The organism is Enterococcus sp. AZ095a (assembly GCF_050546735.1).
GTDB classification, from domain to species: Bacteria; Bacillota; Bacilli; order Lactobacillales; family Enterococcaceae; genus Enterococcus_D; species Enterococcus_D entomosocium.
In genome coordinates this window covers 3,187,896-3,203,856 of record NZ_CP172953.1, presented here as the reverse complement: position 1 = coordinate 3,203,856, position 15,961 = coordinate 3,187,896, and the positions used below count along the sequence as shown (strand labels likewise).

The window sequence follows — 15,961 nt, the reverse complement described above, 5'->3', positions numbered from 1 at the left end:
GTAGCATAGGAATGACGAAGGTGCAATAAAGTTGTTTGAAAACGATACCAAAAAGTCACTATTTTTTCTAAGCACCTAGTTTTTTTTCTTTCGTTGCTGCAATTGTTGGTACCGTTGGCCCAACGCTTGCTCATATTTACCGGTGGCTTTCGGTTGATAATAGTGGGTACCTTTTAGCTTATCAGGTAAATATTGCTGATCGACCCATGCATCATCAAAATTATGTGGGTATTGATAGCCAACTCCTCGATTCAAGCTTTCGGCGCCTTTGTAATGACTGTCTCGTAAATGATCCGGGACATCGCCAGCTTTACCGCTACGAATATCTGCGATCGCTGCATCCAATGCCATGTAGGCCGAGTTGGATTTTGGTGACAAACATAGATCGACCACCGTATCGGCCAAAGGGATCCGAGCTTCCGGCAAGCCCAAACGTTCAGCGGCTAACACAGCATTGACGGTTCGAGCAGCGGCTGCTGGGTTAGCTAAACCGATGTCTTCATAACCGATGACCATCAAGCGCCGACAAATGATCGCCAAATCGCCTGCCTCTACTAAACGACCTAAGTAATGCAGCGCACCATCCACATCGCTGCCGCGAATCGATTTTTGAAAAGCAGAGATCACATCATAGTGCGCATCCCCATCTTTATCATGGGTCAATGCTTTGCGCTGTACGCACTCTTCGATGATCGCTAAGGTCAAATGAATAATGCCGTCTGGTCCTTTTGGTGTGGAACGGGCAGCGAGTTCTAAGCCATTGAGGGCGCTTCGTAAATCACCGTTGGTCGCTCGCGAGAGATGCAAGCGGGCATCATCGGTCAATACGATGGTTTCTGATCCAAGTCCGCGAGTTTCATCTGCTAAAGCTTGATCAATGGCGGTCAAAATATCTTCTTCTTGGAGCGGTTTGACTTCAAAAATCTGTGTCCGACTGCGAATCGCTGGATTGATCGTAATGTAGGGATTTTCCGTCGTGGCACCGATCATAATAATCTTGCCGCTTTCTAAATGGGGCAGTAAAAAGTCTTGTTTTGTCTTGTCTAGTCGATGGACTTCATCAAGCAATAAAATGACAGTACCGCTCATTTTGGCTTCCTCTGCCACGATTTGCAGGTCTTTTTTTGTATCTGTGGCGGCGTTCAGCATGCGAAACGCATAGCGTGTCGAGCCGGCAATCGCACTGGCAATGCTGGTTTTTCCGGTTCCCGGCGGTCCGTATAGGATCATCGAAGAAAGCATTTTGGCTTCGACCATTCGGCGAATGATTTTCCCCGGGCCAACCAAATGCTGCTGTCCGACGACTTCATCTAAGTTCCGTGGTCGCATTCGATAAGCAAGTGGCTGCTGCATAAAACGATCCTCTCCTTTTCCTGTAAGTATAACATAAGAACGTACATTCTCATAAACAAGCTGATTTGCGTCCTTACGAAAACAAAAGGGCGCGTATTTTCCACTCAGTCAGCAAAAAACAGGTTCGTTGAAAAGAAATCGTTGAGATCACCGCAACTCTGTAGTCAAAGATAGTAAGTTGACCGAGAATTGTGTAGAATAAAGAGGGTGATGAGAATGGATGAATTAATGGCACTTTTTGCGACACAGCCGACAACGACCATCGCGCGTGCCTTATTAGGGATGTATTTGGAACATGAGACCCCAAACGGAAAATTAGGTGGGTATATCGTGGATTGTGAAGCATATCTAGGTCCCGATGATCTGGCGGCTCATAGTGTGGGCATGCGAAACACACCTAGGGTTCGGGCGATGTATCAGGAACCCGGCACGATTTATTTATATACGATGCATACGCATCGAATCGTCAACTTTATTACGCAACCAAAAGGCATCCCGCAAGGAATCATGATTCGCGGGCTAGAACCGGTGGATGGGATTGACTTGATGGAACAACAGCGACAAAAAACGGGACCGGATGTAGCCAATGGCCCCGGGAAACTAGTACAGGCACTACAGATCCCAGCTGAGCTTTACGGAGAATCGGTTTTTACGAGTCCGCTGCATTTGGTTCCTGAGCGCCGACGTACCCCAAAAGGAATTTTGGCATTGCCCCGAATTGGTATCCCGAACAAAGGGGAGTGGACTCAGATGCCGCTTCGATTTGCGGTAGCTGGTAATCCTTATTTAACAAATATACGAAAAGCCGCTGTTCAGCAAGATCATGGCTGGCTAGAAAGAAGGAATAGTGATGGCGAAAGAAACGATATTGACTTACTTAGATCAGCGATTAACGAAAAAAATCTCCGATTATGATGTGGCGATCGATTGGGATGCCAAAAATCATACCATCGAATTGGTGTTGCGCTTGTTTGCCGAAAATCCTCAACAAGTCCAAATCGACGACGCGCAAGGTGTGGCATCAGAGGAAGCGATCATTGAATTTGAAGATGGGATTTTGTTGTATGATCCACAAAAATCAACGTTTGATGAAGAAGATTATTTAGCGACGATTCCTTATGCAGGAAAAAAAGGGGTCCAAAAAGCGTTGTTAGACGGATTGGTTGATTACATTCAAGAAATCTTAGAAGAAGGCCAAAGCGATCTGCTCGATTTCTTGAACGATGACAGTGAAGAAGCGATCTTTGAATTGCGATTCAACGAAGAAGCATTTGTGGAGAAAATGACGAACTATCAAGCCGGGGCTGGGGAAACCATTATCCCGTACCCTAGTTACTAAGGAGAACGAACATGAAATGGAATGAAGTAACCGTAGCGACAGCTAGCGAAGCAGTGGAAGCAGTCGCCAATATTTTAATGGAACACGGAGCAAGTGGGGTAGCGATCGAGGACGTTTTAGATATCGAAAATTTTAAAAGCGATGCGTATGGCGAAATTTTGGATAAAGAAACCTATACGACCTTAGAAGAAGGCGCGCAAGTCAGTGCCTATTTCCCAGAGACGATTTTTTTGCCAGAAGTGCTGCCGACGATCAAAGCAGCCATCGACCGTCTGCCGGAGTATGGTTTGGCAATCGGCAAAAACACCATCACAACGAGCGAGGTCGTGGAAGAAGCATGGGCGACGGCCTGGAAAAAATATTACCATCCAGTCCGTATCTCCCGCTATCTGACGATCGTGCCAAGCTGGGAAAACTATCAACCGCTGCAAGAAGATGAAAAGATCATCACCCTTGATCCGGGAATGGCTTTTGGGACCGGCACGCATCCTACGACACGCTTGACATTACAAGCCCTAGAAGTCTACTTGCGGGGCGGTGAAACCGTCTTAGATGTCGGGACGGGCTCAGGGGTGTTAAGTATCGCCAGCAAATATTTAGGTGCCAAAGACGTGTTTGCTTATGATCTAGATGAAGTCGCTGTGAGGTCCGCCCAAGAAAATATGGCGATGAACCCCATTGCTCACGATGTGACCGTGCAAGCCAATGACCTTTTGCAAGGGGTGACGGTCCCTGCTGATCTTATCGTTGCCAATATTTTAGCGGATATCATTTTATTGATGATCCCTGATGCATGGCGTTTATTGAAGCAAGAGGGCACCTTGATCGTTTCTGGGATCATTGAGACGAAAAAACAATTAGTGATCGATGCCATGATCGCACAAGGCTTTGAGATCGATCAATTGTTCAATCAAAAAGACTGGTATGCGATCGCCTTTAAAAAACCAGAGGTAGAGTAAGATGCAGCGATATTTTTTACAGGAGCCTTATGAAGCAAAAGCGGTGTTTGCCGTTTCGGGAGAACCCTTCCACCATATGATCCGAGTGATGCGCATGACTCCCGGCACGAAAGTCGGTTTAGTTTTTGAGGATCATTTGGCGATCATCGCCAAGATCAAAGAGGCCGATGAAGAAACGGTTTACTTAGAGGAAGTCGAAAAAGAACAGCAGGACAAGGAATTGCCGCTGCAGGTCACGATCGCTAGCGGCTACCCGAAAGGTGACAAGCTGGACTTGATCGTTCAAAAAGGCACGGAACTTGGGGCGGCAGCTTTTATCGGTTTTCCTGCGCAAACTTCGGTCGTGAAATGGGATCAAAAGAAGTTACAGAAAAAGCAGCAGCGGCTGCAAAAAATCGCCCAAGAAGCGGCGGAGCAATCCCAACGGCAGATCGCACCAGCCATCACACTGCTGGATAACGCCAAAGCATTTTGGCAAAGCCTCAGTCAGTACGATGCGGTCCTAGTGGCTTATGAAGAATCAGCCAAGCAAGGAGAAGCAGCGATGCTGCTGCAAGTGATCACCGAATTGCCCGTTGGTAGCAAAGTTTTAGCGATCTTTGGCCCAGAAGGCGGTCTGACCCCCTCCGAAATCGAAGGAGCCCAGGAAAACAACGCTAAATTATGCGGGTTAGGCCCTCGGATTTTACGAACAGAAACAGCACCGTTTTATTTTTTAAGTGCTGTCAGTGTGCTAACGGAATTAAAGAGGATGTGAGTTGATGAATAAGAACCAAGAAGCAATCAGTGTCCGTTTGTTGACGGCCGATCTGACCGACTGGGTCTTGAAGGATTTTATCAATCAATATAAAACGGCTTTAAAGGAAGTCGTCGTTTTGCCTAGTGCCATTCGGCGGGCGAAAATCTTGGCACAAGGCTCTTCCTTACAAATCGGCGCAGTGATCGATTACCCCCTTGCCCAAGGAACACTGGCAAAGGTAGCGTTTGAAATCGGTCGGGCGTTTATGGAAGGTGCCGATTTTTTGGAAGTCTGGCTACCGGCTTCTTCCTTCATGGAAAATGATCGTGGCTTTGCGGAGTTGACCGAAACGATCCGCTCCTTGACCTTGACAGGAGGGGAGATCCGCTTAGCTGTGCAAACCGAGATCATGAATGAATTGACGAAGATCCAAGTGGCACAACGCTTGAAAGAAGAAGCATGGCCAAAGATCGTGTTAGGACAAAAACAACCACTAGCAGAAGCATTGCATGACGTGAGCTTGTTTTCCTTAGATGGTGGCAGTCAACTGTCGATCCAGATCAATCCCGATACGGTCGATGAACAATCTCTGGAATCACTACAGGCTGCCGGCGCTGAGAAAATCGGGCTCTCGTATCATGTTTTTGAAGAATTGCTTAAGGACCAGCCAGCACCCGATATGCTTTGAACAACAGCGATTGAAAAATAGCTGAAAAATTTGTATAATAATACTACTAAATAAGAACTGCAGGTTAGACAGGAGTCCCATGCTTAGAACGTTTGTCCGCAAGGCTTTGGGTGCGTGACGAAACGTTAACAGTGACTTCTGTCTGCCTTTTTGATAGCACAAAAAAGAAGAGCAGGAGGCGGAATGAATGGCAAAAGAAGTTATATTGACCGGGCCCAATGTCATCAAATTGGTCGCTCATTATATGAGTGAAGAACACGTTGCCTTTGTCCAAAAAGCATTAGACTACGCGACAGAAGCCCACAAAGAACAATTCCGTAAATCCGGCGAGCCTTACATTATTCATCCAATCCAAGTTGCGGGGATCTTGGCAGAATTGCAGATGGACCCTCATACCGTTGCAACTGGTTTTTTGCATGATGTCGTCGAAGATACCGATGTGACGTTAGCCGATCTGAAAGAAGAATTCGGTGCCGATGTAGCGATGCTAGTGGATGGCGTGACCAAGCTGGGTAAGATCAAGTACAAATCTCATGAAGAACAATTAGCAGAAAATCATCGGAAAATGTTGATCGCCATGGCGCAAGATTTACGGGTCATCATGGTCAAACTGGCTGACCGTTTACATAATATGCGTACGTTGAAACATCTGCGGGAAGACAAACAACGCCGCATCGCCCAAGAAACGATGGAAATCTATGCCCCATTGGCTCATCGTTTAGGGATCAGCCGAATCAAATGGGAACTAGAAGATATTTCTTTGCGTTACTTGAATCCACAGCAATATTACCGAATCGTGCATTTGATGCAGACCAAACGAGAAGAACGGGAATCCTACGTTTCCGAAACCGTGGAAGAGATTCGGATCGCTACGGAGGAACTAGATATCTATGCTGAGATCTATGGTCGACCAAAGCATATTTACTCGATCTATCGCAAAATGAAAGACCAAAAGAAACAGTTCAATGAAATTTATGATTTGTTGGCGATCCGAGTGATCGTTGACTCCATCAAAGATTGTTACGCGGTTTTGGGAACGATCCATACAAAATGGAAACCAATGCCTGGGCGGTTCAAGGACTATATCGCGATGCCAAAAGCCAACATGTACCAATCGCTGCATACGACGGTCATTGGTCCCAAAGGCAATCCTGTCGAGATCCAAATTCGGACCCATGAAATGCATGAGATCGCTGAATTTGGGGTTGCTGCGCACTGGGCCTATAAAGAAGGCAAGACCGAAAAAGTCCGAGCCGACAAGATGACCCAACAAGTTGGCTGGTTCCGTGAAATCTTGGAACTGCAAGATGAAAGCTATGATGCTTCTGAATTTATGGAAGGTGTCAAAGGCGATATTTTCAGCGACAAAGTCTATGTATTTACGCCAAAAGGTGATGTGACGGAGTTGCCTCAAGGCTCCAGTCCACTGGATTTTGCCTATAGCATCCATACCGACATCGGCAACAAAACTACTGGTGCCAAGGTCAACGGCAAAATGGTCCAATTAGACTATAAGCTGAAAAATGGCGACATTATTGAGATTCTGACATCACCGAATTCCTTTGGGCCAAGCCGCGACTGGGTCAAACTAGTGGCTACCAGCAAAGCGAAGAACAAAATCAAACGATTTTTTAAAGCCCAAGATCGTGATGAGAATATCATCAAAGGACATGAGGCAGTGGTTCGTACCTTACAAGATATGGGCTTTGTGCCAAAAGAATTCTTGACGAAAAGCAAAATGGCGGAAGCTTGCGAACGATTCAATTATCAAACAGAAGATGACCTGTTTGCCTCTGTCGGCTATGGGGAAGTCAGTCCCACGACCTTAGCCAACCGTTTGACCGAAGAAGAACGGCGCGAGAAACAAATCGAGAAGCAAAAGCAGCAAGTCCAAGAGATGATCAATCAACCGGCGAAAAAAGAACCAGAAAAAATGAAGGTTCGTCACGAAGGCGGCATTGTCATTGAAGGGGTCGATAACTTGTTGATCCGCATCTCCCGCTGCTGCAATCCGGTTCCTGGGGATTCGATCGTCGGCTATATTACTAAAGGGCGGGGAATCTCGATCCACCGCAGCGATTGCCCCAATGTTCAAAACAAAGAGGCAGCGAACCGTTTGATCGATGTTGAGTGGGAAGATGCCACCGACATCAACAAAGAATACGATGCCGATCTTGAGATCTACGGCTATGATCGGTCTGGGTTGCTCAACGATGTCTTGCAGACGGTCAATAGCGTCACGAAACGCTTAGTGAGTGTCGAAGCCAAAACCAATAAAGACAAAATGGCAACGATCCGTATCACGGTGGCGATTCAGAATTTGACTCATTTGAAATCGATCGTTGATAAAATCAAGCAGATTCCAGATGTTTACAGCGTCAGACGTACGAAGGGGTGAGAAAGAATGCGGGCAGTGATCCAGCGAGTCAGTCAAGCAAGCGTGTCGATTGAGGACAATATCGTCGGTGCGATCCAACAAGGGTTCATGGTTTTGTTGGGGATCACCCATGAGGATACAGGCGACGATGTGGCTTATCTCGTAAGAAAAATCAAAAATCTGCGGGTTTTTGAAGACGAAGAGGGCAAAATGAATCGGTCACTGGAAAGCATAAACGGCGCGGTCTTGAGTATTTCACAGTTCACCCTTTATGGGGAGACCAAGAAAGGCAATCGCCCTAGTTTCATTCAAGCGGCACCGCCAAGTATTGCGACCCCGCTTTACGAAGCCTTTAATGAAGGTTTACAAGCCGAAGGCATCACTGTTGCTACTGGAAAATTTGGCGCAGATATGCAAGTCGCCTTGGTCAATGATGGCCCGGTGACGATCGTGATCGATACGAAAGAAAAATAGGGAATACAAAACGAAGGATTTTCTCGCTGGAAAAGAGTCGGAGAATTCCTTCGTTTTTTTTATACTCTCGAAAGCGCTAAGCATTTTTGATGGAATCCAAGTGAAATCTAAGTTGAAATCGGGAAATCTTACAAAACTGTTAGCAAAAATTCCATTCTTTTATTTGTTATTTAACATCTTTTTCTTGTTCTTTTATAAGGGTTATTAAATGGAAATATCTTTTTCACCCGTTTTTTAATATTTTAAATTCGAAAAACGATCCTTTATTGCGATTGTTCTTGAGGGAGAAGTATGGAATAATTGTTAAAAAATAATGTCACTGGAGGAAATAACAATGAACTTTTGGCAGCGTGCATTAAAGAGTATCACCAGAAGAAAAGGGAAATCATTTATTTTATTTTTAGTTCTATTTATTTTAGGCAATGTGATCGCTGGTGCTGTAGCAATTCAACAATCCACTGCCAACGTGGAGCGAGAGACGAAACGCAAAATGGGGAACGTAGCTACGGTGGAAATGGATTGGGAAGGTTTTGAAAAAGACCATGCGGATGCTTCGGAGGAAGAGCAGTCACAAGAAGATTTTTATCCGAAACCACCAGCGCTGGATCTTTATGAGCAAATCGGTCAATTAAGCTATGTGAAATATTTTGATTACCAAAATCAAGCGTGGTTAGAAACAACAAAATTGAAAGCCTATACGCCAGAGGATGGATCGGTCGGCATGGGTGGCAACTACTTCTCTTTGAAGGGCGGAAATTTGGTTGAGCCATTAGACATGCAAGAAGGCTTGATTCGCTTGGAGGAAGGCGAGGGATTGACAGAAAAAGATGTCAGTGAATTGACGAACGCGGTATTGATCAGTAAAGAGATCGCAGAATTGAATAACCTGAGTGTCGGTGATCAATTGGTATGGGATACACGGGCAGAAGTCATGATGGAAGGTGGTTCAAGTGAGGGAGTAAGTGATGATAGTGAGGATGTGACGGACGAAACGGCTGAGAGTGGCAATCGTGTCGCGACCTTTGATTATCCCGTGACCATTGCAGGGATCTTTTCTGTAATTAAAAAGGATCAAAGCAATCAAAGTAGTTCATCAGATCAAAGTGATTCACAAAATAGTGATCAGGTATGGCAAGTGATGGAACAAATCAATACCTTTTATGCTAGCAATAATTTAGTGCAAGATTTTAACAAATTGCAGTCTGAAAAACTTTGGGGTCAAGAAGTGATCGAAGAAGAGTCAGACGCCTATTATCAACCGATCTTTGTCCTAAATTCAACGGATGACGTCGAAGCCTTTAAACAAGAAGCCGGTGCGTTATTGCCCCAATATTATCGTATCATTGCTAATACGGATCAATACGAGCAGATCGCCGGTGGCTTTACTCGGTTAGGGGTGATCGCAAATTACATCGTGATCATTGCGTCGATCGCAACCATCTTTATTATTTCCTTAGTGGTCTTGCTTTTCTTACGAGATCGGAAACAAGAATTGGGCATCTATCTCTCCTTAGGGGAAAGCCGTGGGAAAGTCATTGGACAGATCGTGATTGAAGTCTTGCTGGTTAGTTTAGCCGCACTGCTATTGTCCTTAGTGACCGGGAACTTATTAGGTGGTGCCGTTTCAAATACCTTGATGCAAAACGATTGGATGAGCAATCAAAATGATATGGGCGGTGTTTATTCTGGCGGTTTGATGGCAGCTGATATTGATTACATGGATATCAAGAATGCCTATCAAGTGTCCTTCTCAGCAGGCTACATCATTACGTATCTGCTGTTAGGTTTAGGAACCGTCTTGTTCTCAGCTATTTTACCGCTGTTGTATATTTTACGCTTGAATCCAAAGAAAATCATGATGTAGGAGGAACCAACGATGACTTTATTAGAAACCAAAGCAGTCGATTACTATTACCAAGACGGCGATCAGCGCCGCTATATACTGAAAGAGACCTCTGTTTCTTTTGAAAAAGGGACTTTCTATGCCATCTTAGGGCAATCTGGTTCGGGAAAAACGACGTTTTTATCCTTGATCAGTGCGTTGGATAGTCCGAAAAGCGGTCAAGTACTTTATGAAGGCACCGATATCGAAAAAATTGGGCATGAAAATTATCGCCGCGACGACATCAGTATCATTTTCCAAAGCTATAATCTGATTCCCTATTTAAGTGCAGTTGAAAATGTCTTAGTGCCGATGGCGATCACGAAAAATCAGCTGCCAGACAATCAGCGAGAAGTGGCATACAATTTACTGGATTATATAGGCATCACCAAAGAAAAAGCCGATCGGCTCGTCAATCAATTATCTGGTGGAGAACAACAGCGGGTAGCGATCGCCCGGGCGTTAGCCACCAATGTCGATATCATTTTAGCGGACGAACCAACCGGGAATTTGGATGAAGAAATGGAACAAGAGATCATCGATATCTTTAAGGAGCTGGCACACGTCCACAACAAATGTGTGATCGTCGTGACCCACGCTAACGAGATCGCTCAACAAGCGGATGAAGTCTTGTATTTACGTAAAGGTGTGTTGAGTAAACATGAGTGATTTTTTATCAAATTTTAGCCCGGACAACTATGATGGCAAAAAGAAATCCGCTGGCAATAGCGAGAAAAAAACTAGCGAACCTGTCGGAGATCAAAATGCAAGAGGCGCGGAGCAAGCGAGCAAACCAGCGGAGCCAACGACGGTTCACCAATCAGAAGAGCCGACAGCTAGTGAGCCGATGAGTCTCTCGGCAGCCCGTCAACAAACACAGACGACTGAAGCAAAAGCGGCGAGTTCTGCGACTGAGAAGGTAGCATCAAAGGAACCAGTCAGCCGTTTTGGTAAAGAAGAAACGGAATTTGATCCGACCTACAAAAAGCGTCAGCAGAAAAAAATCTTGCTGATTGCTTTACTGACCGCCTTGGCGGTTGCCGTGATCGGGATCGTCTATTATCAGATGACCCATGTGAAGGTGCCGGATTTCACTGCCCAAGATCTGTCAGAAGCGCGGACGTGGGGCATGGAAGAAGGCGTCGCTATCAAAGTGGAGCAAGAATATGACTTTGACAAAGACGTCAACCAAGTAATCGACCAAAGTGTCGACCCTGAGAAAAAAATCAAGAAGGGTGCCACACTGACACTGACGGCGAGTCTCGGGCCTGATCCTGAAGAACGCTTAGAGCTACCGGATTTTTTAGCGATGCAAGTGACCGAAGCAAAAGATTGGATCGCTAGCAATAAAGCCGAAAACCTCTCTTTGATCGAACAATTTGACGACAATGTAGCAGCAGAAGCTTTTATCAAACAAGAGGCGGCCAACAAAGAGCTTGATTTAGCCGAATACAAACGCAAAGACCGTTTGAGTGTCTACTATTCAAAGGGCAAAGAAGTCTTTGAAAAAAATATTGAAGTACCTGATTTTACAGGCAAAGCCAAAAGTGAAGCTTCTGAATGGGCGAAAAAGAATGACTTGAAATACAAAGAAGAAACCGTCTTTTCTGACAGTGTCGCCCTGGATCTGGTCGTTTCACAAGAACCAGTCAAAGGCAGCAAACTTGCGAAAAAAGAAGAATTTGTGGTGAAGGTCTCAAAAGGCCAAGCTTTGACCGTTCCAGATTTTTCACAATACACGATCGAAGAAGCCCAAGGGCTAGAATCAAAAATCCCGCTGCAAGTCAGCACGGTCTATTCCGATCAAGTGGCGTATGGTAGTTTCTTGAGTCAGTCGGAGGAAGCGGGCAAAGAGTACAGCGAAAGCGATACTTTGCCAACTGTCAAAGTCGTCTACTCATTAGGTAGACCGTATTTGAAAGACATCCGTTTCCAAGCAACGGAAGGCGACTTGCCAAAACTATTCTTTGATGAATACAAATCAAAAGGCGCCAATGTCTATTACGAAATCTACTATGTCGATTCGGCGGAACCAAAAGGAACCGTCGTTGAAATGAGCCGCTACGGCGAGTTCATTCCCCTAGAAACGTGGATCACCATCGGTATCAGCCGCGGCAATCTGCAAGGCAGTACCCAAACACCGCCGGCAGAGGATGGCGGGGAGGCGGATGAACCGGTCAGTACCGCTAGTTCATCTGCTGCCGAATAATCTCGCAACCGACACTTTTTCACACAGCATCAAAAGGTAAGCACCCTTCCTTGGAAGGGTGTTTTTACTTACTAATTGTAAAAAAAACACGAGCGAGCCGCTTGAAATCGCTGGATCGATAAAGTAAACTTGATGGTAACGAGAAAAAATGGCTCCGCAGTGCCATCTATAGAAGGGACGAAACAAATGATAAAAAAATTACTCGCGAATGTTGGCAGCTATAAGAAGGACAGCTTGCTGACCCCTGTGTATGTAGCAGGAGAGGTTGCCTTAGATGTCATTATGCCCCTGATCATGGCCATGATGATCGACCAAGGGATCGAAAAAGGAGACGCCGGTGTGATTCTAAGAGATGGCGGCTTGCTTTTTTTATGTTCCTTGATCGCATTACTTTTAGGAACGCTTGGCGGACGAACGGCAGCGATCGCTTCGGCTGGTTTTGCCCGCAACCTGCGGCACAATCTGTTTCGCCGAATCCAAGATTTTTCCTTTTCAAACATTGACCGCTTTTCTTCCTCCAGTTTGATCACCCGCTTGACCACTGACGTGACCAACGTCCAAAATGCGTATCAAATGATTATTCGTATTCTGGTCCGCAGTCCGTTAGTTCTGATTTTCTCACTTGCAATGGTTAGCACCATCAGCCCAGAACTTATGACGATCTACTTAGTTGTTTTACCGATTTTAGCGATTGGCCTTGCTTTAGTGATTCGTTTTGCCCACCCGCTGTTTCTAAAAGTATTCCGCATTTATGACCGCTTGAATAATGTGGTGCAAGAGAATCTACAAGGGGTTCGCGTCGTGAAATCGTATGTCCGAGAAGAACAACAAGAAGAACTGTTTGGCGAAGTGTCCACCGATGTTTATCGGAATTTCACTCTTGCGCAACGAATCGTCTCTTTTAACATGCCATTGATGCAATTTGCAGTCTATACATGTATGTTGCTCTTGTCATGGTTTGGTGCCCAGTTGATCGTGGAACAAAGTAGCCTGACGACTGGTGAATTAGTCAGCATGTTCAACTACACGATGCAGATTTTGATGAGCTTGATGATGATGTCGATGGCTTTCGTGCAGATTTTGATCGCACGAACGTCGGCAGAACGGGTCGTGGAAGTATTAGATGAAGAAAGTGACTTGAAAAATCCCGCCGAGCCAGTCAAAGAAATCAAAGACGGCTCCATCATTTTTGAAAATGTCGGCTTTAGTTACGCCAATGACAAAAACAAGTTGGCGCTGATTGATGCGAATCTACGCATCGAATCCGGTGAAGTCATTGGGATCATTGGTGGAACCGGGAGCGGGAAATCCACCCTCGTCCAGCTGATCCCCCGCTTATATGATGTGATTGAAGGGCGTGTCATCGTCGGCGGTCATGATGTTCGCGACTATGATTTAGAAGCATTGCGGGACCAAGTAAGTATGGTCTTGCAAAACAATGTACTCTTTAGCGGCACCATCAACGACAATTTACGTTGGGGCAATGAAGAGGCGTCGGATGAAGAGATCCAGCGCGTGGCGACGATCGCACAAGCCGATCCCTTCATTCAAGAGTTTCCTGATAAATATGAAACGCAGATCTCACAAGGAGGGAACAATGTTTCCGGTGGGCAAAAACAACGGTTGACGATTGCTCGCGCCTTATTAAAGAAACCGAAAATCTTGATTCTCGATGATTCTACTAGTGCCGTCGACACCAAAACCGATCGCAGTATCCGCGAAGGCTTGAAACGAGAAATTCCGGGAACGACGACGATCATTATTTCCCAACGGATCAATTCGATCGAAGACGCCGACCGGATCATCGTAATGGATGATGGCAAAATCAATGGCATCGGTACCCACGAAGAATTGTTGGCAAACAATGCCATCTATCAAGAAGTGTACCATTCGCAGCAGAAAGGATTTGGTGAAGGTGAAGAATAGACAAGCAGCAAATCCCAAGCGCACATTAAAACGTTTATTGCGAACGATGTTTGGCGACTACAAAGGACAACTCCTATTCGTCGTTGTTATGATCTTGTTAAGTGCTTTTGCCAACGTTCGTGGTTCGTTGTTTTTACAAGTCGTGATCGACGATCATATCACACCGCTTTTAGGGCAAGCCAATCCTGATTTTGGCGGCTTGTTTCGGGCGATCGTCCAAATGGCGATCATCTACCTGATTGGGATCTTGGCCGCACTGATCTATAACTTTATGATGGTCAAGATCAGTGAGGGCACGCAGAAAAAAATCCGTGACCAAATGTTTACACATATGCAGTCTCTACCAGTCGGCTACTTTGATGCCCGCTCAGATGGCGACATCATGAGTCACTTTACCAACGATACGGACACGTTGCGTCAAATGATCTCCCAAAGTATTCCAAACTTGATGATGGCGGCGGTAACCTTTTGTTCTGTCTTTATCGCCATGTTCTCCATCAGTGTTCCATTGACTCTGTTCGTGATGCTGTCGGTTATTTTGATGCTGAATGTGATCCGCATCATTTCTCGCCGCAGCGGCCGCTTCTTTGGCGCACAGCAACGAGATTTAGGCGCTGTCAACGGGTATATCGAAGAAATGATGCACGGACAAAAAGTCGTCAAAATCTTCAATCATGAAAAAATCGTCATGGAAGAATTTGATGCCTTAAATGATCAACTGCAAGAAAGTGCCACTAAAGCCAATGTCAATGCCAATACCTTGATGCCGATCATGATGAACTTACTAAATGTCCAATATGTCTTGATCGCCATCATTGGTGGCCTGTTTGCCATCAATGGTGTTTCTGGACTGACGGTCGGGATGATCGCTTCTTTCTTGCAACTGAGCCGTTCATTGAATGGCCCTATCAGCCAAGTATCACAACAAATCAACTTTGTGATCATGGCATTAGCCGGTGCTGAGCGAATTTTCAACCTATTAGATGAAACGCCAGAAATCGATCATGGCTACGTCACACTGGTCAATGCCAAATGGTCGCAAGGTCAACTAGTTGAAACCAAAGAACGAACAGGCACGTGGGCGTGGAAACATCCCCACGAGGATGGAACCATTACCTATACGGAAGTGACGGGAGACGTGCGGTTTGAAGATGTTGATTTCGGCTATGTCGATAATCAACTGGTCTTACATGAGATCAATCTGTATGCAGAGCCTGGGCAAAAAGTTGCCTTTGTTGGTGCAACAGGTGCTGGTAAGACAACGATTACCAATCTGATCAATCGGTTCTACAACATCCAAGATGGGAAGATTCGCTATGATGGTATCAATATTGAAAAAATCCATCTGGAATCCCTCCGTCGCTCATTAGGAATCGTTTTGCAAGACACCCATTTGTTTACTGGAACGATTCGCGAGAATATTCGCTTCGGAAAACTGGATGCTAGTGATGAAGAAGTGCTGGCAGCAGCGAAACTAGCCAATGCCGACATGTTTATCAACCATTTGCCAGAAAAATACGACACCGTGATCACGGGCGATGGCGAAGGGCTTTCCCAAGGTCAACGGCAGCTGTTGGCAATTGCTCGCGCAGCGATCGCTGATCCGCCAGTGATGATCTTAGACGAAGCCACCTCAAGCATCGATACCCGTACAGAGCGGATCGTCCAATCAGGGATGGATCGTTTGATGTCTGGACGGACCGTGTTTGTGATCGCCCATCGATTGTCTACAATCCAAAACTCCGATGCCATCATGGTGATGGATCATGGCCGTATCATTGAGCGGGGGACCCATGAAACGCTGTTGGCAGAAAAAGGCACCTATTATCAGCTATATACTGGGAAAATCGAATTGGATTGATTCTGCCATTGCTACGGCTTGAAGCTGCAGCGACTGGCGATCTGCCTATTTTCCCCTTGTTTGCAACGACCGATTGGCAGTAAGCCAGTCGGTTTTTTTGCGCAGCTCGAAAAAATGGTATACTGTCACTGAGACAGCCGTAGAACGGCGGCAG

The 15,961-nt window shown here is 45.7% G+C and carries 13 protein-coding genes; 12 read left to right on the top strand and 1 reads right to left on the bottom strand.

Translation table 11 applies throughout. From position 1 onward, the window contains the following. Positions 1-75: 75 nt before the first annotated feature. Positions 76-1,353 carry a replication-associated recombination protein A gene (locus IGJ26_RS14705; RefSeq protein ID WP_008382049.1) on the bottom strand — a complete coding sequence of 426 codons (1,278 nt, stop codon included), beginning with the start codon at positions 1,351-1,353 and terminating at the stop codon, positions 76-78. 216 nt (positions 1,354-1,569) lie between these two features. Here IGJ26_RS14705 and IGJ26_RS14700 point away from each other — a divergent pair, with 216 nt between their 5' ends. The 12 genes from IGJ26_RS14700 (at position 1,570) to IGJ26_RS14645 (ending at position 15,807) form a co-directional block, all read left to right on the top strand. Further along, positions 1,570-2,268 carry a DNA-3-methyladenine glycosylase gene (locus IGJ26_RS14700; RefSeq protein WP_194199185.1) on the top strand — a complete coding sequence of 233 codons (699 nt, stop codon included), beginning with the start codon at positions 1,570-1,572 and terminating at the stop codon, positions 2,266-2,268. Then, positions 2,204-2,692 (top strand): DUF3013 family protein, encoded by a 489-nt coding sequence (locus IGJ26_RS14695; protein ID WP_194199186.1) that lies wholly within the window; start codon positions 2,204-2,206, stop codon positions 2,690-2,692. The genes IGJ26_RS14700 and IGJ26_RS14695 overlap by 65 nt, the downstream gene beginning before the upstream one ends. An 11-nt stretch (positions 2,693-2,703) precedes the next feature. Continuing rightward, positions 2,704-3,651, top strand: coding sequence for a 50S ribosomal protein L11 methyltransferase (prmA, locus tag IGJ26_RS14690; protein ID WP_010749037.1), 948 nt, complete (start codon positions 2,704-2,706; stop codon positions 3,649-3,651). Position 3,652: 1 nt separating this feature from the next. After that, positions 3,653-4,408 (top strand): 16S rRNA (uracil(1498)-N(3))-methyltransferase, encoded by a 756-nt coding sequence (locus tag IGJ26_RS14685; protein WP_016612975.1) that lies wholly within the window; start codon positions 3,653-3,655, stop codon positions 4,406-4,408. A 4-nt stretch (positions 4,409-4,412) separates the two neighbouring features. Beyond that, positions 4,413-5,078, top strand: a complete 666-nt coding sequence (locus IGJ26_RS14680) for a deoxyribose-phosphate aldolase (RefSeq protein ID WP_194199187.1) — start codon at positions 4,413-4,415, stop codon at positions 5,076-5,078. 187 nt (positions 5,079-5,265) lie between these two features. Next, on the top strand, positions 5,266-7,476 hold the full coding sequence (locus IGJ26_RS14675) for a RelA/SpoT family protein (protein WP_005233463.1): 2,211 nt from the start codon (positions 5,266-5,268) through the stop codon (positions 7,474-7,476). Between the two features lie 6 nt (positions 7,477-7,482). After that, the gene (dtd, locus tag IGJ26_RS14670; RefSeq protein WP_008382058.1) at positions 7,483-7,929 is read left to right on the top strand and encodes a D-aminoacyl-tRNA deacylase; all 447 of its coding nucleotides are present in this window, start codon (positions 7,483-7,485) and stop codon (positions 7,927-7,929) included. Positions 7,930-8,242: 313 nt separating this feature from the next. Further along, the gene (locus IGJ26_RS14665) at positions 8,243-9,793 is read left to right on the top strand and encodes an ABC transporter permease (protein WP_194199188.1); all 1,551 of its coding nucleotides are present in this window, start codon (positions 8,243-8,245) and stop codon (positions 9,791-9,793) included. Between the two features lie 12 nt (positions 9,794-9,805). Then, on the top strand, positions 9,806-10,480 hold the full coding sequence (locus IGJ26_RS14660) for an ABC transporter ATP-binding protein (protein WP_005227776.1): 675 nt from the start codon (positions 9,806-9,808) through the stop codon (positions 10,478-10,480). Further along, the gene (locus tag IGJ26_RS14655) at positions 10,473-12,020 is read left to right on the top strand and encodes a PASTA domain-containing protein (protein ID WP_194199189.1); all 1,548 of its coding nucleotides are present in this window, start codon (positions 10,473-10,475) and stop codon (positions 12,018-12,020) included. Before IGJ26_RS14660 ends, IGJ26_RS14655 begins: the two co-directional genes overlap by 8 nt. Before the next feature lie 186 nt (positions 12,021-12,206). Further along, on the top strand, positions 12,207-13,946 hold the full coding sequence (locus tag IGJ26_RS14650; protein WP_042890682.1) for an ABC transporter ATP-binding protein: 1,740 nt from the start codon (positions 12,207-12,209) through the stop codon (positions 13,944-13,946). Then, positions 13,885-15,807, top strand: coding sequence for an ABC transporter ATP-binding protein (locus tag IGJ26_RS14645; protein WP_228085046.1), 1,923 nt, complete (start codon positions 13,885-13,887; stop codon positions 15,805-15,807). Before IGJ26_RS14650 ends, IGJ26_RS14645 begins: the two co-directional genes overlap by 62 nt. Positions 15,808-15,961: the final 154 nt, after the last annotated feature.